This is a genomic window from Psychromonas arctica (assembly GCF_038155225.1).
In the GTDB taxonomy this organism is placed as follows: domain Bacteria; phylum Pseudomonadota; class Gammaproteobacteria; order Enterobacterales; family Psychromonadaceae; genus Psychromonas; species Psychromonas arctica_B.
In genome coordinates, this window is sequence record NZ_JBAKBA010000057.1 from 1 (window position 1) to 20,038 (window position 20,038).

A 20,038-nucleotide genomic window follows, 5' to 3' on the forward strand; every position below is an offset into this window, starting at 1 on the left:
ATCTACTATATGCTTATGCGAAAAAATCTAATCGTTAAAATATATTGTATTCAAAGTAGAAAAACCTGGTAGCTCGTCGGACTCGATTCTCTATAAACAATGGCGAAAGTCATAGGCTCAAATCCAGCTCTCGCAACCAACTTCTAATATCATTAGAAGCTCTAAAGTTATTCAACCAACACATAGACAATACCCTACCCAAACTAATATCTATTTTACGTTTATGCGAAAAGACCTAATCGATAAAATATATTGCATTCAAAGTGGAGAAATCTGGTAGCTCGTCGGACTCAATTCTCTATAAACAATGGCGAAGGCCGTAGGCTAAAGTCCAGCTCTCGCAACCAACTTCTAAACTCTTTAGAAATTCTTTAACTTATATTTTAAATGCTCAAAATAGCTAATATCTACATTATTTCTAAATAAAAACAGTTTGATCGTTAGAAAATATCTTGTATGTAAGATGAATCAATCTGATAACACTTCAAGTTCAACTATCGATAAATAATGCCGAAGCTACATAGGTTTAAATCTAGTTTTCACAATCAATCTTTTATTGAAAGAAATACTCACGACTGAACATCCTAAAACAAAATCGTAAATTTAAACCCTGATTTTGTAACTAATGAGCCATAGACTAAAAAAACTTAGTAGATTATTTTAAGAACTCACCACTTTCAGGTTTTCTAGCCTTAAAAACAGGCCCCATTTGAAGATCTTTTTCAATTATTTACTCATTATATCTGTCATTTTTTTATTGCTATATCGAACTTTTGATTAAAAAATCACATTAAACCTATCTAATAAGTATTAATAAAAATGGCAGTTCACGTATACTATGCTCGTAAAACATAGCTACATGTTTCGTTTCTGAAACCATAAATCACATGTGAGTATAAATAGTAATAAGTATTAGTTACTATATGTACTCACAAAGATATAAAGCTGATTTCATTGCTTATCTTTATGTTTGCTCATTTTTAAACTAGATTGGAAGAACTAATTTGAATAACCAAAGGCAAGTCGTTATTGTTGATGATCAATCAACAGGCAGAATGATTTTAGAAAAGATTATCCAGCAAATAGCTGATGATATTAAAGTCATTGATTTTTCAGACCCTAAAAAAGCCCTCAAATGGTTAAGCAATAATGAAGTAGATCTTATCGTAACCGATTACAGAATGCCTGGTTTAAATGGTGTTGAGTTTATTAAAGAAGTTCGTAAAACAAGCAGTGGCGAACATATTCCGATTATGATGATAACAGTTGTTAATGATAAACAGGTTAGATATGAGGCACTAGATGTAGGTGCTACCGCTTTTTTGACAAGACCAATTGATCAAATTGAATGCAGAACAACCTGTAGAAATTTACTAAAATTACATAGACAACATGTCATTATTCAAAATAGAGCAGACTGGTTAACAGAACAAGTTAATCTTGCTACTGAACAAATTCTTCAACGTGAGCAGGAAACTATTTTAAAGCTTGCTAAAGCTGGTGAATATAGAGATGAGGATACTGGTAACCATGTTATTAGAATGGCTAAATATTCTAAAATAATAGCCAAAGAAATGGGGTTAAATGAGTTAGAGTGCGATGACCTAGAACATGCTGCACAGATGCATGATATTGGTAAAATAGGTATTCCCGATCGCGTTTTATTAAAACCAGGTAGGTTTGAACCTGAAGAATGGGCAATAATGCAAACTCATACCACTATCGGCTATGAAATACTTTCTGGAAGCAATTCAAAATATATGCAAATGGGCGCTATTATTGCTCTTAATCACCATGAAAGATTTGATGGTACGGGCTACCCAAATAAATTAGTAGGTACAGATATCCCATTAATAGCTCGTATCGTTTCTGTCGCAGATGTATTTGACGCTTTGTTATCGGTTCGTCCTTATAAAAAAGCTTGGCCGCTTGAAGATGTAATTTCATTTTTAAAAAAGAATTCAGGTACTCAATTTGATCCAAAATGTGTAGATGCATTTTGTAAATGCTTAAAGAATATAATCAAAATACAAAGTGATTATCCTGATAATAATGTATTAGATAATGACATGGAACCAATGTCTAAATGAAAGCCGTATTTCAAAAACTAATCTTATTAACAAAACATTTAAAAAAAACGGGTGATACAGAACCAGAGCAAGCATTGGTTAGGATCCTAGTTAGCTTAATATTGATGGCATATTTTTGTATTCCATGGTTTTCACCAGAAAATTTTAATGAAACGTCAAGAGTAATAGTTCGTTTTATGGCTTTTGGCTACTTCATTAGTTCAGTAGCAATTGTTTTTGCAATAACAAAAAACCTTAACCCTAGCCCAACTAGAAGAGTTATCGGTATATTATTAGATCTCGTATCACTTTCTATTTTAATGATAATAGCCGTTAATGAGACGATTTATTTGTTTGTTTTCTACCTATGGGTTATTTTAGGTAATGGCTTTAGGTTCGGTATTAACTACTTATATATATCACTTATAGTAGGATTTATTGGGTTTTTAGCTGCCATTTTTTTAGGTGACTATTGGCAGGCACATATGTCAATTGCTACTAGTCTGTTACTTGTCATTACATTAATTCCTTTATATTCAATATTTTTAATTAACAAACTCTATGCTGCTATCAATATGGCAGAAAAAGCAAGCCAGGCTAAAAGTCGATTTTTAGCAAATATGTCACATGAACTAAGAACCCCACTAAATGGTGTTTTAGGGTTAAGTGATTTATTAAGAGAAACTCAACTTGAGCAAGAACAACGTAATCTAGTTAATACTATGCAAAGTTCAGCTAAAATCTTACTTGGCCTTATTGAAAAAGTACTCGATATTTCTAAAATTGAAGCAGGCAAAATAGTAATTACTAAAGAACCTCTAGACTTACACTCAATAATTAATTCTGTTATCGCAACACAAAAGATAATGGCGAAAACAAAAAATCTTAGTATTGATTCCAAAATAGACTCTGATGTTCCCTTTCTACTTAAAGGAGATCAGCAGTATCTTCGTCAAGTGTTAGTTAACCTCATAGGTAATGCAATAAAGTTTACTGACCATGGATCAATTAATTTACACATTCATAAAGTCTCAGAAACAGAACACTCGACTGTACTTAGATTCGATATAAAAGATACTGGAATCGGTATTGAAAAGGATTTATTAGATAGTGTTTTTGATGACTTTACACAAGTAGGTATAGCCACTACACGGCATATTGGAGGTTCAGGGTTAGGTACAACTATTTCAAAGGAATTAGTTGAACTAATGGGGGGAGAAATTGGTGTTGAAAGTAATTTAGGAGGAGGATCTACCTTTTGGTTTGAACTACCTTTTACATTAGTCCCTAATACTCCACTAGAATTAAATGATACTCATTTGTTAATATTAGCAACAGAGAAAACTAAGGATACTATACAGCCTTTTTTAAATACGTGGGATTTACCATCAGACTTCATACAATCTCCTTCTCATGCACTATCTATGTTGAAAAAAGCACAGTCTCAAGACCTAGACTATAAAATTATATTAATAGATAAATGCAGCTTGTTAGAAATGACACTAGATCACTTTGTAAGTTTATTAAAATCAGAAAATCTACTCAATGGTCTTTCTTTAATATTACTTGATTCAGAAGAAAATAATTTAAACAACAACGAGGTGGAACAACGTTTTATATCTACCATTACAGATTTAACTGATAAACGTGCATTGTTTAATGCGATACATAGTGCTCAAAGTATCGAAAAAGAGAACCAGAATACGAAAGTAATTTCTTTTAGTCAGTTTTATCAAAACCAAGTAGGCGCCAAGAAATTAAATATATTAATTGCTGAAGATAATAAAGTAAATCAACAAGTTCTCTCCGGTATTTTAAATCGTGCAGGACACTCCGTTGTTATCGTTGATGATGGCGAACAAGCATTAAATGTTTTAGCAAAAGACTTTGAAAAAATAGACTTATTAATTGTAGATAAAAACATGCCTAAACGATCAGGTGATGAAGTTATACAAGCCTTACATTTTATGGATACTAAAAACACTTTACCAATTATTATGTTAACTGCTGACGCTACACCAGAAGCCAGAGTATTAGCAACCGATTTGGGCATTAATGAGTTCTTAACTAAACCTATAGACTCTCATGATTTATTAGAAAAGATAGCCATTATTTCTAAAACAATAAAAAAAGAAGTAACACTATTACCTACAACCGCTATCGTTGATACGAAGCTATCTATATCAAATAAAATAGAAATAAATAATCAATGGTGTAACTCTGAAACACTAAATGAATTATTTTTATTAGATAATGATATTGATTTTATGGTGCGTTTAATAAGTGCATTTATAAAAGATGGCAATAAACACATAAACTATATTCGTGGAGCAATTACGAATGATTATTTACAGTTTAGAGAGTCTTTACATGCATTAAAAGGTGCAGCTTCAGAGCTTGGTGCAGATAAATTATCTGAATTATGTTTACATGGGGAGACATTCAAGCCTTATCATATTGGTACAGATGAATTAAACCTATTGATAAATGAAATTGAATATACCTATGATAAAACTGTAGAAACCTTAAACGATACTTTGAAAAAGGCCTCCACAGAAAAAAAATAATCGATTTTTATGATTTTATATTTTTTAAAAAACTAAACGTTATTGGCAGTCTGACGCATAACCAGTTTTTCAATCATACGAAGATCCTTGTTTGTTATGTTTAAGGCTGACTCAACCCATACTTTAGTTACATCTAAAAGTTCTTTGTAAGGGATAGGGTTACAGATATCTTTCACTTTCCTCATTGCTTGATAACTATTTTCTTTTCGTTCTGCAGTTTTAATATATTGATAAACAGCCATTTCGCCCTCTCCTTTTTCAGCTAATATATCGACAATACCTAAATCATATAACTCTTCTGCTAAATATAACTTGCCGCTTAAAATTATCTCTTCAGCCTTTGAAGGACCGACTTTACGAGTCAATAATGAATAAGCCCCCATTCCTGGGAACAAATTAAATAACACTTCAGGTAACCCTAGCTTAGTTCCTCGTTCAGCAATTAATACATTACTTGATAATGCACCTTCAAACCCCCCTCCTAATGCATCACCTTGCACTAAAGCAATAGTCGTTAACTCACAATCTAAATGAATCATATTTCGGTATAACGTATCAATACACTTGATAGCATAATGAAGCAAACCATCACGATCCTTATTTTTAATTAACTGCAAAAACACAGCTAAGTCACCACCCAAATTAAATACATTATCAACTGAAGAAGATGCAATTAAATAACTATATTTTTGCTGATTACTTGCTTCCATTTCAGCTTTTACACTTCTTTGATAAGCCGTTATTTCATCCAATAATAATGCTGTAAAACAAGGGCGAGGTTTAGCATGCATATAATACCAACCCGCTTTATATTTTTCATCATAGTGAGTTTTAAGTTGAATGTATTGATTAGCTGGAATATTTTCTGTGGTTGTAACGTGTAGGTTAGTAACTCTTGCTAAATTATCCATTATTTAATTTCCTTTAAGTATTTAAAGTAATTCAGATAGTTACCGGAATTACTCATTTATCAGAATTGATAAATGTACTTAAAGTGTACCAATATAAAATCAAATTTAGCCTATTGATATTATTCAATGAAATTTAAATAAAGTTAAATTTCAAAAAATTTAACTTTTCAATATTATTTAATTTACTTATATTTGTCGGTTACATACAAGTATAAGAAAATTAAAACAGGAGCAAAACCCTACGATGTTATTCCAGATATCGCTCGAATATTAACGTCTGATTTGATAATACATAATAATACCAATCACACTAATTAACTGCTCTATTTAACTTATTAAAATAACTTATTTATTCATTGTAAATTTCGTAAAGGGAACAGCCATTAATGAATTAACATGTTTTAGTTAATTCGCCGATAGACGATTAACGAAGTTAATCTTCGAAAGGCCTCAATTTACGCCTTAAACTAAGTCATTTTTCCTGCGCAAAATTTAGATCACTTATTTAATGTAATCGGTATAAGTTAAAATACTCTTCAGTTGACCTACATCGATCTAGCCAGTAGATATAGAAAACGACCTATAATTACTGGAAAAGTACCATTGAGAAGTTAAAAGAGTGAATGATGACCTCTCGACAACAATAGACCCAATTTTATTTCCAAAACAGTTAAATACTACTGAAGCCTCATTGGTTAATTATGTTTGAACGAGTGTGAGTTATAGGCAGGATTTATTATAAGTATTAGGTAAAGCTGTCAAAGTGTTCGAGTATAGGAAAAGTCTAACGTACTAAAAATCACAAAAATATTCATTTATGATTCAAAATTAATATGAAGAGTCTAATTTAACATAGGTGTAGTCGATGTGAATAATACGTCACCACTATTGCTATTTTGCAGTGGTACAGTGATGACGTTAATATAGAGAATAGTAGTTTTAAATAATGTTAGTTTTTATCTAACTTTATTTATTTTTCTACGAGTTCATTATCTGAATTAGCACTAACTACCACCCCATTACCTGAACTGGGCTGGTCGCTTAAGATATCAGCAAGTGTTGAACGTGATAAATAACCTTTCACTTCACCTTCTGCGTTTAATACAGGTAGCTCATGTATATTATCTAACATTTCAGGGATAACACTTTCTAATAAAGCATCACTTTGTACGGAAGGAACATTTTCAAGTAACGAGGTATTAATACTATTACTATGATCGCTCTCTTCTACATTTTCTAATGTTTCTTGTGTGATCACACCACGATACCCTTCATCATTCACAACATAGCCGTAATCTTGTTTAGATTGACGCATTTGAATTAAGGCTTCGCCAATAGTGTCGCTAGAGATGCGGAAAATTTGTGGCTGCATAACTGTTTCCACCGTTAATGCACGTGCTCTGTTAACGTCTTTTACAAAGGCTTCAACATAATCATCAACGGGGTTTAGCAAGATATCGACAGGTTCGCCCTGCTGTACCAAAATACCATCGCGAAGAATCGCAATTTTATCACCAATACGTAACGCCTCATCAAGGTCATGCGTAATGAAGACAATGGTTTTATGTAGTTTATCTTGTAGTTCAATTAACTGATCTTGCATCTCACTACGAATCAGTGGGTCTAATGCAGAAAAGGCTTCATCCATTAATAGGATATCGGCATCAGTACATAAAGCGCGCGCTAATCCGACACGTTGTTGTTGACCACCAGAAAGTTGCGATGGATATTGATTTGCATAACCATCAAGTCCAACCGTTTCTAACCACTCTCTTCCACGTACTTCACGTTCTTTTTTGCTAATACCTTGAACTTGCAGGCCATAAGTAATGTTTTGTAAAACAGTACGATGTGGCATTAAACCAAAACGTTGAAATACCATCGCCATTTTCTGACGACGAAATTCTTGTAATTCTTTACTGTCTAACTTCATCACATCACTACCAGCGATTTCAATTTCGCCAGCAGTCGGTTCAATTAAGCGGTTAAAGTGACGAATAAGCGTCGATTTACCTGAACCAGACAGCCCCATTATCACGAAAATTTCACCAGGATAAATATCTAAATTAATATCAGATAGGCCAACTGTATGACCAGTCTCTGCTAAAATAGTATCCTTTGATTTCCCAGCAATAACTTGCTCAAGTACCTTTTTCTCGTTCTTACCAAATACTTTATATAGCTTTTTAATGCGTATTAAAGGTTGTTTATTGTCTTTATTACTCATCTTAGTGACCTCCAAAATCTTGCAGTGTACGCTTCGCGTAACTTTGAGATAGACGGTCAAAAATAATAGCGATGGCAACAATTGCCAGACCATTTAATAAACCTAATGTAAAATATTGATTAGTAATTGCTTTTAATACCGGTTGCCCTAACCCTTTCACACCAATCATTGATGCGATAACCACCATTGAAAGTGCCATCATAATAGTTTGGTTAATACCCGCCATAATATTAGGCATCGCTAAAGGAATTTGAACACCAAACAATCGCTGCATTGAGCTTGCACCATAAGCGGTAGCCGCTTCTAATACTTCTTTATCAACAAGGCGAATACCTAAATTGGTTAAACGAATAACAGGCGGTATTGCATAGATAATCACGGCAATGACGCCAGGTATTTTACCAATACCTAATAACATAACCACAGGTATCAAATACACAAAAGCAGGCATAGTTTGCATGACATCGAGAATCGGTGTGACGATGGATTGAACGCGATTCGAACGTGCCATTGATACGCCAATAGGGACGCCAAGAATAATGGCGAGCATGGTCGAGACGGTAATAATACTCATGGTACGCATGGTGTTTTCCCACATACCTAAGAAACCAATCAAGAAAAAGGCAAGCACAACGCCGACTGTTAATTTCCAAGAACGGCTAATCGCGTAAGCAAAAACTGCTAATACAGCAATCACTAGCCACCAGGGTGTAGCGAGTAATAATTTTTCAAACCAGATAAGAAAGCTAAGAAGAGGGTCAAAGAAAGATTCGATATTATCTCCATACTCTCGTGAGAAACTACGATATGCACCATCTAATGTTTTTCTAAATTCTAATAATTGGTGGCGATCAAGTTGCGGAATTTCCGACAACCATGATTTGTCTGACATGTTATTTGTCTCCTAAGATGAAAAAGCCCAGATAAACTGGGCTTGGGGAGTTATAAAATTAAAGCGCTGCTAATGCAGTTTTAATTTTTGATGCTGTTGGCGCGTCAACCCACTGCGTCCAAGTACTTTCGTAATTTGTTAAAAAGTGCTCAACAGTGTATTCCCCGTCAGCTTGTTGATCTTCCATCCAAGCTAATAATACGTTCATTTGTTCATTTTTAAATTCACGTTTTGCAAGGTATTCCATTACTTCAGGCGCTCTTTTAGCAAAGCTTTCAGTCACAACTGACTCTACGATTGAAGGTGGGTACATAGTCACTTTTGGATCTAAACAATCTTCTTGCGTAGTACAATTTTTGAAATGTTCTTCATCAATACCTGAACCTAAGTCAACTTTAACCATTTTGTATTTACCTAGCACAGAGGTTGGTGCCCAGTAGTAACCAAACCAGCCTTCACCACGTTCGTACGCTTTAGCAATCGAACCTGAAAGACCGGCACCTGAACCTGGATCTAACAATTCAAAACCAGCTTCTTCAAGATTCATTGCTTCATATAGATTTTTTGTTGAAATTTGACAATTCCAGCCAGCTGGACAGCCCATGAAACCTGATTTTGTTGGATCTTCTGGATGTTTAAATAGTTTAGCATTGGCTTTAACACCAGCGAGTGTCGCTAATGTAGGATCTTTTTCTACCATGTAAGCGGGAACCCAAAATGCTTCTTCACCGCCATCTGTTAATGTGGTACCAGCATAACGAATACGGCCTTCTTCGACACCTTTATTCAATGCTTCACGCATTGCGTTACTCCAGAATTCAGGAGCAAGGTCTGGTTGACCTTTTTCAATCATCGATGCACCTGTTGCTTGTGTGTCACCAGGTACTAATTCTGCGTCACAGTCGAAACCATGCTCAAGGATAAAACGGTCTACATTAGCGATTAATGTTGCAGAGCTCCAACTCATGTCAGCGATGGTGACTTTGCCACATTCACTTGCGACAGCTGGCATAGTGAAAGAAGCACATGCCAATAGAATAGAAGACGAGATAATCTTACGCATATTAATATCCTTATTAATTATTAAATTTATTATGAATCATTTAGTTAAAACGATTCTATACTACACCAAATAGCTACTTATATGAAATCAAGCTAAAGTATAGATCTAAAAACGTTAATCAACGCATTCACAACTCATGTTCGATATATCCTTTATTAGTCTCAATTTTCGTCATTAAATAAATAACCTCAGTTCTGGATAAGCAAAGCGATACAACACAGCTATTTCTGCAGATTTCTGCGTTACATTATTTTTCAAGAACCCGTTATTGCTTCAATAATTCGCCTTAAACTACGTAAAACTAACGGCACTGACTAGTAAAAAATATTACTTCATGATTTTAAATATAATTCCGTTTTCAATAACCAAAACTGAGGTTAAATACTAAAATTGACACTTATCACTTATTTATTACAAATACTTATGACAAAATAAAGCACCTCCTCGATCATCAATCTGGCAAATCTAATGATAAATATTATAAATTTAGAACATGACAAGTTAACAATTAATCACTGGCAATTACTTGAAAATGAAAGCTGGTGTGTTTTAGGCAGAAATGGTTCTGGGAAACAATATCTAGATCAATTGCTAACAGGTACTTTCAAGCCTGCCCAATTTAAGGAATTAACCTTACCTGATGAAAAAAAAGTAGGGATGATTTCCTTTGAAGCTCAACAAAAGACCTATGAAAACGCGTTACATGCAGAAGCTCCTGATTATGTGGAAGTTAATGAAGCAGCCACTAAAGCCAAAGACTTTCTACCTAAAGATAGATGGAATGATCCACTTATTAGTGAATTTGGTCTAAGCCATCGTCTAGATACTGGTTATTTACAACTCAGCACAGGTGAAAGCCGTAAGTTACTCATCCTGCAAGCCATCTTTAGCGGTATTGAACTTTTAGTGTGTGATAATCCTTTTGATAGTTTAGATGTTGCTTCCTGCGAGGCGCTGTCTATTGCTCTAGAACGTCTCTCTAAAAATGGTGTTAGCATTTTATTGATGTTAAGCAATCGACAAGATATTCCAAAATGGTGTAATAACATTGCATTTATTGAACGTGGTCGACTTGATGTTATCGGCCAACTTGAAGATGCTGAAACAAAAAAACAATTAGATGCGTTATTAAGCCCAGTGCCCGATGAAACAGATTGGCCTGAAAATATGCATGAGTTATCCGATTTCGATCATCCTTACTTAGTTAAGTTAAACAAAGGGACTGTTCACTATAATGGTGTGAATGTCATTGAGAACTTAGATGTAGAAATCAAACCATTGCAACATACTTTGATCACCGGCCCTAATGGCAGTGGTAAATCGACCTTAATGCAATTAATTACCGGTGATTGTCCTCAATGTTACAGCAACGATATTAACGTATTGGGTTTTAAAAGAGGCTCTGGTGAAACAATTTGGCAAGTTAAAGAACATATGGGGATTGTTAGCTCAGAGTTACATCGTCAATATCGTGTCAGTAGTGATTTGTTAACTGTAGTTGTATCGGGCTTTTATGACTCAATCGGTATGTATCAGCAGCCTAGCCCGTACCATATTAAAATTGCACGCCAATGGTTAGATAAAATAGGGTTACTTGCACAGCAAAAAAGCGCATTTCAAAGTTTAAGTTACGGAGAACAACGACTAGCATTAATTGCGAGAGCATTAGTTAAGTCACCTTATTTGTTAATCTTAGATGAACCAACACAGGGATTAGATGAATTGAACAGGCATAGAGTGCTTAACTTTTTAGAGCATTTAGCCAGCCAACAACATAGTACTATGTTATTAGTAAGCCATCGTAAAGATGAGTTTTTATCGATATTTAACCAGCATATTAAGCTTTAACATAACTGAAAATACATAATTGAGAGTACATCACTGAAGTGAAGGTAGAAAATTGATTTCAGAGTACATCACTGATTGCCTTAGAGATGTACTCTTTATTTAAACCATCGTTTCAACTTTTATATTTTAAACTGACCAACAAGCCCTTCTAATTTACCACCTTCAGAAAGCACATCACTGGCAATTTTTTCAGCTTCAATACTGCTTGAGGTTAATGAGTTAACAATATTTTGAATCTCATAAACATTACGAGTTATCTCTTCTGTAACAGAACTTTGCTCTGTGGTCGCTGTCGCAATTTGAGTACTCATGTCATTAATTGAAGTAATAGATGAGGTTACTGAAAGTAAGCTTTGTGAAATGGTTCTCGATGAATCTACAGAACGTACACTTCGCTCTTGACTTAACGACATCGCATTTACTGACAATCCAACTAATCGATGTAATTCTTCAAGCATTTCGTTGATTTCAAGGGTACTTTTTTGTGTACGACTTGCTAAGCTTCTCACTTCATCTGCAACGACGGCGAATCCCCTTCCTTGCTCACCAGCTCGTGCAGCTTCAATCGCAGCATTTAAGGCTAATAAGTTAGTTTGATCTGCAATCGCACCAATCACGGTCAATACTTGGTTAATTTTCTGAGACTGTTCACTTAACGCATTCATACTTGTTACCGCACCATTGATTTCTTCTACTAGTGCAGATACTTCTGTTAGTGAGGTCTCAACACATTCTTGAGCATGCATTACATCTATTGATACCGCTTGAGTGGCTTCTGCAACTTGATTTGTATTGCTCGCCACTTCACTTGCTGTAGATGACATTTCAGTCACTGCAGATACAACTTGATCCGTTTGATCATTATGGTGGTGAAGTTGTGACGCAATCTCAGTGCTTTGATGATTCATATCGAGACCTGCTTTATTAATCCCGGTTGTTGCGGTACTGATATCAGCAATCGTATTTCTTAATTTATCAACAAATAGATTAAACGATCTACCTAATTGCGATATTTCATCATGGCCATGTATTTCAAGTCGTTGCGTTAAATCTCCTTCGCCTTGTGCAATATCATTTAAGTTATCAGCCATACGTTTAATAGGTTTAACCATTCGCGCTGCAACGAAGAATATAATCGCAGTAGTAAGGATAATTAACGCAATTGAAATTGATAAAATTAACCATATTTTTTCATTAAAGCTTTTTGTTACTGAAGCTGAATATTCATTAATTGATTCTTCGATATCATCTATATAAGCCCCTGTACCGATCATCCAGTTTGTATTGGGGATCATGGCAGCAAAACCTAATTTTTCAAACTGAGTTGAAGAACCTGGTTTTTGGAAATAAAAGGAATAAACACCATCTCCTTGTTGTGCAGCATTTAATAAGCCCACGATGATTTTATTGCCCATAGTATCTTTCAAATCAATTAAGTTTTTACCTTCTAACGCGGGTTTTATCGCATGAAAAATATTATTGCCGCTTGTATCATAAATATAAAAATAACCTGCAGTACCAAAACTAATATCGCGTAAAGCACCTTTAATATCACCTTGATTAGGTAAAGACATTTGGTACGACACGATACCTGAAGCAACTTCAGTGATTTCTTTTAACTCTCGTTTTCTTTCTTTCAATAGAGCCTGGCGAAATTCAGATATATTATTAGAGAGTCCTTCTTTTTCTAAAGAATAAGAGATAGATGAAAGTAAAGTTAATATGAAGATCAGTGGTAATAAGGTGAGTAATAACAGTTTTTGAAGTAAATTTAATTTATTCATGTATATCTTAATTCCTTGATATAGGTTGCACTAGTAAATATTGCAGTCAGTTAAGTATATTTACTTAATTGATTGACGCCTTCTTATTTAGCGAAATTATTATAAAATTAAAAGCAATAAATTATATTTTTAAATTAAAAATTAGATTGTTTGTTAACTTTAAAAATTAATTACATTAATAACTGGTCAGGTATATCAAACCTTTCAGAGGATCTCGACTATGTAAAGTTTAAAATCTATACCATTATCGGTAAATTATCTCTTTATATCCTAACACTTACTTTTTAAAAAACACAAAAAAGCTAACCATAAATGGTTAGCTTTTGTTAGAAGTGAGACTTTGCTAGAAATAAATCTTTTAAGTTTAAAAAACTATGAGATCAAGCCGAAGAATCGAGGAAGGAATAAACTAATTTCAGGAATAAAAGTAATAAGCAATAAAGTCACTATCAAAACAGCACAAAATGGCATAATACTTCTTATTACATCTTCAATCTTAGACCCACTGACACTACAACCAACAAACAAGGCGGTGCCCACTGGTGGCGTCGCTATTCCGATACATAGATTAAATATAAGCATCATTGCAAAGTGAATAGGATCCATACCTAGTGTTGTTGCGATAGGCATAAAGATTGGTGTAAAAATCAGTACCGCTGGTGTTAAATCCATAAACATACCAATAATCAACAAAATCACATTCATCAGAATGAAGATAATAATAGGATTATCAGAAATAGATAACATCCAATCACTTATCATTGTTGGTAAACCAGTAAAGGCCATTGCCCATGACATGATGGTTGATGCACCAATCAAGAACAGCATAATACCGGTGATCTGTGTTGTTTCTTTACAAATGCTTGAAAAGTGTGACCATTTAAGTGTTCGGTAACAAAGTGACAAAGCAAAAGAATACAAAACAGCGATACATGCTCCTTCTGTTGCAGTAAATACACCACCAATAATACCGCCAATAACAACAAAAATAAGCCCTAAGCTTGGTGTTGCTTGCCAAATAATTCTTAATACATCTTTAATTGTGTAACCACTATTAGCACTTGTTTTGTAGCCTTTCTTTTTAGCAATAAAGTAAGCGACAACCATACAGCTTAGTCCCATTAGAATACCTGGTACATAACCTGCGATAAATAGTGCAGCAACAGATGTTCCACCCGATACAACTGAGAATACGATTAATGAATTACTTGGTGGAATAAGCAGACCAGCAGGACATGAAGCAACATTAACGGCTGTCGCTAAGTTTTTATCATAACCTTCTTTTTCGAGTTCTGGACCTAATGTCTTACCAACCGCAGCAGCAGCAGCGACGGCTGAACCAGAAACTGCACCAAACATCATATTAGCGAAGATGTTAACGTGTAAAAGCGAACCTGGGATCCAACCAACCATGAGTTTTGCAAGGTTGATAAGTCGACCAGCAATACCGCCCACATTCATTATATTCCCTGCGAGAATAAAGAAAGGGATCGCTAATAAACTGAAACTATCAATTCCGGTAATGATTTTTTGACCCGCAGTAATACTTGCCACATCAAACGGTAAAATGAAATACATGATAGTTAAAGATGACATTGCAATGGCAATTGCAATGGGCATGCTTATAGCAATCATGAATAAAAATAGGCCTAGCAGCCAAACACCAATGGACAAGTCCATAATAAAAGTCCTTTTAAAATTTATTTTTGTTCGATTTACAAAAAAGTTCAAGCGTATTTAATGCCAAATAAATGAGAATAATAACGGCTGAAATAGGTAATATTGAATAAACGGTAGACATCGGTAATTGCAATGCTGGTGATAGTTGCTGTGTGGTTCTTCCCATCAGCGCAAGCCCACCTTTAAGCATTGCTAAAGAAACAAATGTAAAAGAGATCCCGTTGATGAGTAGTTGTAATGCTATATTTGCTTTTCCCTTAAGGTAACCATCTAATAACGTTATCGCTAAGTGCCCTTTAATACCAAACAAATAACTGGCGCCTAATAATCCAAGCCATACCATCGCATAGCGAGCAAGTTCATCAGTCCAGCTGCTTGGGTCATTTAACACATAACGGCTAAAAACTTGCCAAGTGACGGTGGCTACCAGCAACATTAATGCAAAAGAAGAAATAAATAGAATCGACTTATCAAGTAGGTTTCTAAAAGATGTTAACATGTGGTTATACCTCAAAAAATTTTGCCCTAGCAAGGCAAGGGCAAAATAATATTTTTACTAATTTTGATTAAAGTGCTTCAATTTTCTCAATGTATGGTGCTAATTTAGGATCTTTTTTAGCGGCATCAATCATTGGTTTAACTGCTTCGCGGAATGGGGCTTTATCCACTTCAACAAATGTTACACCAGCTTTAATACCTTTCTCTTTGTTAATGTTATCTGTTGCATCCCAGATTTTGATTTGCTCATCAAGAGATTCAGCTGCAGCTTCTTTTAAGATTTTTTGCTCTTCCGGCGTTAATGAATTAAATGCATTTTCTGAAATGATAATGACATCAGGTGTCATTAAATGTTGATCCATAGAGTAAAATTTAGCAACTTCACTGTGTTTCATTTCAACTAAGCTAGAAATGTTATTTTCAGCACCGTCAATAACACCTTGTTGTAAAGCGGTGTAAACTTCATTAAATGGTACAGGAGTCGCTTTACCACCTAATAAGTTAACCATTTCCATCATCGTTGGAGACCCTGGAACACGCACTTTCATTCCCGCTAGATCTGCTGGTGATTTAATTGCTTTTTTAGCATAAAAACTACGCGTACCTGAATCATAAAAAGTCAGACCGATAAAACCTTTACCTTTACTTGAACCTAACATTTCTTCAGCGACTTCACTTTTCATGAACTTTCTCATGTGTGCAATATCACGGAATAAGAAAGGTAGCGCATTAACTTTAAACGTTGGTTCGAAAGATTCTGCTAAGCCACCGTTGATTTTAGCCATATCAATTGCCCCCGTCACCACTTGCTCTGCCTGATCACGTTCAGAACCAAGTTGACCATTTGGGAAAATACGGATAGTTAAATCACCGTTAGACTTCTCCTTCACTTTATCAGCCATGATCACCATACCTTGGTGAGCAGCACTTTCTAATGACATAGCATGACCAAGATTCAACGTTTTTGCATACACGCTTGGTGTGAGAAGTAATGTAGTCAATAAAGGTAGTAATATCTTTTTCATTATTTTCATTTCCTTATTAAAATATCTATTTTTCAACAATCGGTTTAATCGTTAATAGCGACAAAAGCTATTGCAATATTTAGTAAAAACTGTTCGATGATCTGTAACAACAAGGGCATCTTACAAAGTGTATTAAGTATTACAATAATAAAGTATTTCAGTATGACGCTGCTCACGCTTACTGATATAAAAATCAGACCTTTATCACTTTTAATTGAATTTATAATAAAGAAACAGTCATTTCATTAATAGAACATAATAAAAAAAAGCAAGCAAACACCTACCAGTCTTGAGGTTGATAACACCACCACTTTTAAATAAGGTCACTCACCTCATTTACTCTTATAAATGTTCTCCATTACAAAAAAGTAATAAAAAACGAGTTCAATAACGAGTAAAGTTAAAAAGTAACAATATGTATGACAATAAATTAAAAGAAGAAGTGTAATAAACGCGCATTATCGACAAATTTAAAGTTAAAAAATGACGTTAAATGTAAACTATTTAATAATATATTTTAAATTATGTGAAGTATGTCCGAATTAATCCGTGTCAAATTTCGCTGAACTGCTACGCAGTCATCATATCTACTTAAAGCAAGTTAGGTTTTATATTAGTAGTGATATCATTTTGTGACTAACAACAACTTATAGGTAAATTCATGTTAAATAAAAGCACATTTGCTACTGTAAATAATAAGGTTTTTAAACTAGCTGCATTAGCTTGCTCTTTTGCTTTATTAGGCTGCGCGAATACAGCTTCTGACAACGCACAATCAATACAAACAAAAGCAGGCTCTCCTGCAAGCCAATTTGATTTATTAGGTTGGACAATCAGTGTCCCTGTCGATGCTGATGGCAACGGAAAGTCAGATCAAATAAAAGAAAAAGCTTTAGCCGGTGGTTATTCTGATGAAAACTTCTTCTACCTAGCTCAAGATGGCGGCATGGTTTTTAAGTCTCCAGTTAAAGGTGCTAAAACCTCAAAAAACACAAAATACACACGATCAGAATTACGTGAAATGATGCGTCGTGGTAATACGTCTTACAATACAAAAGGCGTTGGCGGTAATAACTGGGTATTTTCAACAGCACCAACATCAGATCAAGAAAATGCAGGTGGCGTTGACGGAACATTAGAAGCAACATTAGCGGTTAACCACGTAACGACAACCGGTGTTAGCTGGCAACAAGGGCGAGTGATCATTGGTCAAATTCATGCAAATGATGATGAACCAGTACGTCTTTATTACCGTAAACTGCCTAACCATCAAAAAGGGTCAATTTACTTTGCTCATGAACCTAATAGTGAAGCAGATGAACAATGGATTGATATCATTGGTAACTCATTACCTAATTATTGGAATCAAGATGCAACACCAGCAGAACCAGAAGATGGTATTGAGCTAGGTGAGAAATTTAGTTACCGTATTAAAGTAACTGGCCATGAACTAGCCGTCACTATTATGCGTCCAGGTAAAGCTGATACGACTAAAACAGTTGATATGTCTAACAGTCAATATGATGTAGGTGGTCAATACATGTACTTCAAAGCGGGTGTATACAACCAAAACAAAACCGGTGATGCAAAAGATTACGTTCAAGCAACATTTTACGACTTGAAAGTAACGCACTAGATATATCAATAAGAGTTATTAACTTTTTACAATAAAATATATATGAATTTCATTGTAAAATATCAGTATAAAGACATCCTAAGCACTATCATACTTCACATTGATAGTGCTTTTTTATTAGCGGTTTTTTATTTAAAAGTTCTTATTTAAAAATTCTTATGTATTTAAAGTACTTTTGTATTTAAAGCACCTATCTAAAAATACCTCGCCAACATAAGATAAACCAATGGCTTACCATCTAAGCAATCAAAAGTGTTTTGAAATAGATATATAAGCACATCACAACAGCGTAGGATGCACTTATAACTCCTTAAGTAATATGAGCATTCAATGTCAATCGCTACCACAGAAGACACAACGACCCGCGCCCTGCTAATTTCTATCCGTACACCTAATGTAACTCAACAAGAAGTAGATGAATCATTGTCTGAATTAGGTCGCTTAGTGAATACTTTAGGCTTTTCTGTTGTCGGTAGTAAAACACAACGTCAACGATCCACTAAACAGTTATCTGTATTAGGCTCAGGAAAACTAGAAGAGCTGGCAGCGCTAACTAATGATGAGGAACTGCCTGAGCAAGATGGCACAGCAACAGAGTTTGAGTCAGTTGACTTTGACCAGAATGAATTAAATAACTTAATTGCCTCGTCAGAAATTAAAGAGCAAGCTAATGTAGTCGTTTTTGACTGTGAATTAAGTCCGAATCAACTGCATAATGTGCAAGCCGCATTAGGTGTAGAAGTTTACGACCGCACACGTATTATTATTGAAATATTTAGTAAACATGCACGTACTCGAACAGCAAAATTACAAGTAGAAATTGCACGCCTTAATTACTTAACACCCCGAGTACGCGATGAAAACAGCGGTGACAGAGAACGCCAAAAAGGTCGTTGGATAGGTGAAACTGCTTTTGAAATTAATCGACGTCGCATTCGTGATAAAATTGCCGATATAAAGAAAGAAATTCAAAAACTACAAAAAGAGATGCAAGGTCGACGTAGTGGTCGTATTGAGCAATTGTGTGTTGCATTAGTTGGTTACACCAATGCAGGTAAGTCATCTTTAATGCGCGCGCTTACAGATTCTGATGTACTAGTTGAAGATAAACTATTTGCAACATTAGACACCACGGTTCGTACCTTACAACCCGCTACTCAACCACGTATTTTAATTTCAGATACCGTCGGTTTTATTAAAAAATTACCACATGATTTAGTGGCCTCGTTTCACTCTACGTTAGAAGAAGCAAAAGAAGCCTCTTTATTGCTTTACGTAGTTGATGCTTCAGATCCAAATTTTGTATCTCAACTTGCTGTTGTTGATCAAGTGTTAAGCGAACTCAATATAGATTTTAATAATAAATTATTAATATTGAATAAAGTTGATTGCTTAACAGAAGAGCAACAATTGACATTATTAGAGCAATACACTGATGCGCTACAAATAAGCACTCGAGATAAAAATGATGTGGCCATGGTCCACCAGCAAATCCAAGTATTTTTAGAGAAAAAAATGTGCTCAGCTTGTTTTAATATCCCTTATACAGCTAGTGGGATTATGGGCGAAATACACAGTAAAATGCAGGTTATCGATGAGCAATATAAAGAGGATGGTGTGCTACTGACTTTAAAGGCGAGCCCTATTGCCTTAGAACGATTACATAAGATGTTACTAACATCTTCTTTTTAAAGTTAATTTATTAAAGATAGCTTATTAAAGGTTATTTATTAAAAGTTACCTTTAATAAAAGTTATTTCTAAGGCTCATTTATTAGAGAATGACTAGGGTGTGTTGATCTTTCAAGAGTAATTTTTGAACAGCATGGTGGAAATGTA

13 protein-coding genes are annotated in these 20,038 nt (G+C 34.6%); 5 read left to right on the plus strand and 8 right to left on the minus strand.

From position 1 onward, the window contains the following. The first annotated feature begins 1,004 nt into the window (after nt 1-1,004). Nucleotides 1,005-2,090, plus strand: coding sequence for an HD domain-containing phosphohydrolase (locus V6255_RS16740; protein ID WP_341629168.1), 1,086 nt, complete (start codon nt 1,005-1,007; stop codon nt 2,088-2,090). Continuing rightward, the gene (locus V6255_RS16745) at nt 2,087-4,636 is read left to right on the plus strand and encodes an ATP-binding protein (RefSeq protein ID WP_341629169.1); all 2,550 of its coding nucleotides are present in this window, start codon (nt 2,087-2,089) and stop codon (nt 4,634-4,636) included. Before V6255_RS16740 ends, V6255_RS16745 begins: the two co-directional genes overlap by 4 nt. 32 nt (nt 4,637-4,668) lie before the next feature. Here the strand turns inward: V6255_RS16745 and V6255_RS16750 are convergent, their stop codons facing one another. The 4 genes from V6255_RS16750 to V6255_RS16765 form a co-directional block, all read right to left on the minus strand. After that, nucleotides 4,669-5,547: a crotonase/enoyl-CoA hydratase family protein gene (locus V6255_RS16750; protein ID WP_341629170.1), complete on the minus strand. Its 879-nt coding sequence runs from the start codon at nt 5,545-5,547 to the stop codon at nt 4,669-4,671. 970 nt (nt 5,548-6,517) lie between these two features. Beyond that, nucleotides 6,518-7,774 carry a glycine betaine/L-proline ABC transporter ATP-binding protein gene (locus tag V6255_RS16755; protein WP_341629171.1) on the minus strand — a complete coding sequence of 419 codons (1,257 nt, stop codon included), beginning with the start codon at nt 7,772-7,774 and terminating at the stop codon, nt 6,518-6,520. Nucleotide 7,775: 1 nt separating this feature from the next. Beyond that, nucleotides 7,776-8,666 carry a proline/glycine betaine ABC transporter permease gene (locus tag V6255_RS16760; protein WP_341629172.1) on the minus strand — a complete coding sequence of 297 codons (891 nt, stop codon included), beginning with the start codon at nt 8,664-8,666 and terminating at the stop codon, nt 7,776-7,778. A gap of 58 nt (nt 8,667-8,724) precedes the next feature. Then, a complete protein-coding gene (locus tag V6255_RS16765) occupies nt 8,725-9,729 on the minus strand; it encodes an ABC transporter substrate-binding protein (protein WP_341629173.1) in 1,005 nt (334 codons plus the stop codon). Between the two features lie 468 nt (nt 9,730-10,197). Here V6255_RS16765 and V6255_RS16770 point away from each other — a divergent pair, with 468 nt between their 5' ends. Further along, nucleotides 10,198-11,577: an ATP-binding cassette domain-containing protein gene (locus V6255_RS16770; RefSeq protein ID WP_341629174.1), complete on the plus strand. Its 1,380-nt coding sequence runs from the start codon at nt 10,198-10,200 to the stop codon at nt 11,575-11,577. Nucleotides 11,578-11,696: 119 nt separating this feature from the next. Here V6255_RS16770 and V6255_RS16775 read toward each other — a convergent pair whose 3' ends face one another. From V6255_RS16775 to V6255_RS16790, 4 genes are all read right to left on the minus strand, one after another. Beyond that, a complete protein-coding gene (locus tag V6255_RS16775) occupies nt 11,697-13,361 on the minus strand; it encodes a methyl-accepting chemotaxis protein (protein ID WP_341629175.1) in 1,665 nt (554 codons plus the stop codon). 372 nt (nt 13,362-13,733) lie between these two features. Beyond that, nucleotides 13,734-15,041, minus strand: a complete 1,308-nt coding sequence (locus tag V6255_RS16780; protein WP_341629176.1) for a TRAP transporter large permease — start codon at nt 15,039-15,041, stop codon at nt 13,734-13,736. Nucleotides 15,042-15,054: 13 nt separating this feature from the next. Beyond that, on the minus strand, nt 15,055-15,540 hold the full coding sequence (locus tag V6255_RS16785; protein ID WP_341629177.1) for a TRAP transporter small permease: 486 nt from the start codon (nt 15,538-15,540) through the stop codon (nt 15,055-15,057). A gap of 67 nt (nt 15,541-15,607) precedes the next feature. Beyond that, nucleotides 15,608-16,564: a TRAP transporter substrate-binding protein gene (locus tag V6255_RS16790; protein WP_341629178.1), complete on the minus strand. Its 957-nt coding sequence runs from the start codon at nt 16,562-16,564 to the stop codon at nt 15,608-15,610. 661 nt (nt 16,565-17,225) lie between these two features. Here V6255_RS16790 and V6255_RS16795 point away from each other — a divergent pair. Both V6255_RS16795 and hflX read left to right on the plus strand, forming a co-directional pair. Then, complete coding sequence (locus tag V6255_RS16795; protein WP_341629179.1) at nt 17,226-18,200, plus strand: polysaccharide lyase family 7 protein; 975 nt, start codon at nt 17,226-17,228, stop codon at nt 18,198-18,200. A 330-nt stretch (nt 18,201-18,530) separates the two neighbouring features. Next, nucleotides 18,531-19,892 carry a GTPase HflX gene (gene hflX, locus V6255_RS16800; RefSeq protein ID WP_341629180.1) on the plus strand — a complete coding sequence of 454 codons (1,362 nt, stop codon included), beginning with the start codon at nt 18,531-18,533 and terminating at the stop codon, nt 19,890-19,892. The last annotated feature ends 146 nt before the right edge of the window (nt 19,893-20,038 follow it).

Excerpts from the sequence above, each read along its gene's own strand:
- V6255_RS16795 (WP_341629179.1), top strand. The coding sequence starts at position 17,226 with ATGTTAAATAAAAGCACATTTGCTACTGTAAATAATAAGGTTTTTAAA.
- V6255_RS16755 (WP_341629171.1), bottom strand. The coding sequence starts at position 7,774 with ATGAGTAATAAAGACAATAAACAACCTTTAATACGCATTAAAAAGCTA.
- V6255_RS16785 (WP_341629177.1), bottom strand. The coding sequence starts at position 15,540 with ATGTTAACATCTTTTAGAAACCTACTTGATAAGTCGATTCTATTTATT.
- V6255_RS16770 (WP_341629174.1), top strand. The coding sequence starts at position 10,198 with ATGATAAATATTATAAATTTAGAACATGACAAGTTAACAATTAATCAC.
- V6255_RS16765 (WP_341629173.1), bottom strand. The coding sequence starts at position 9,729 with ATGCGTAAGATTATCTCGTCTTCTATTCTATTGGCATGTGCTTCTTTC.
- V6255_RS16745 (WP_341629169.1), top strand. The coding sequence starts at position 2,087 with ATGAAAGCCGTATTTCAAAAACTAATCTTATTAACAAAACATTTAAAA.
- V6255_RS16780 (WP_341629176.1), bottom strand. The coding sequence starts at position 15,041 with ATGGACTTGTCCATTGGTGTTTGGCTGCTAGGCCTATTTTTATTCATG.
- V6255_RS16790 (WP_341629178.1), bottom strand. The coding sequence starts at position 16,564 with ATGAAAAAGATATTACTACCTTTATTGACTACATTACTTCTCACACCA.
- hflX (WP_341629180.1), top strand. The coding sequence starts at position 18,531 with ATGTCAATCGCTACCACAGAAGACACAACGACCCGCGCCCTGCTAATT.
- V6255_RS16750 (WP_341629170.1), bottom strand. The coding sequence starts at position 5,547 with ATGGATAATTTAGCAAGAGTTACTAACCTACACGTTACAACCACAGAA.
- V6255_RS16775 (WP_341629175.1), bottom strand. The coding sequence starts at position 13,361 with ATGAATAAATTAAATTTACTTCAAAAACTGTTATTACTCACCTTATTA.
- V6255_RS16760 (WP_341629172.1), bottom strand. The coding sequence starts at position 8,666 with ATGTCAGACAAATCATGGTTGTCGGAAATTCCGCAACTTGATCGCCAC.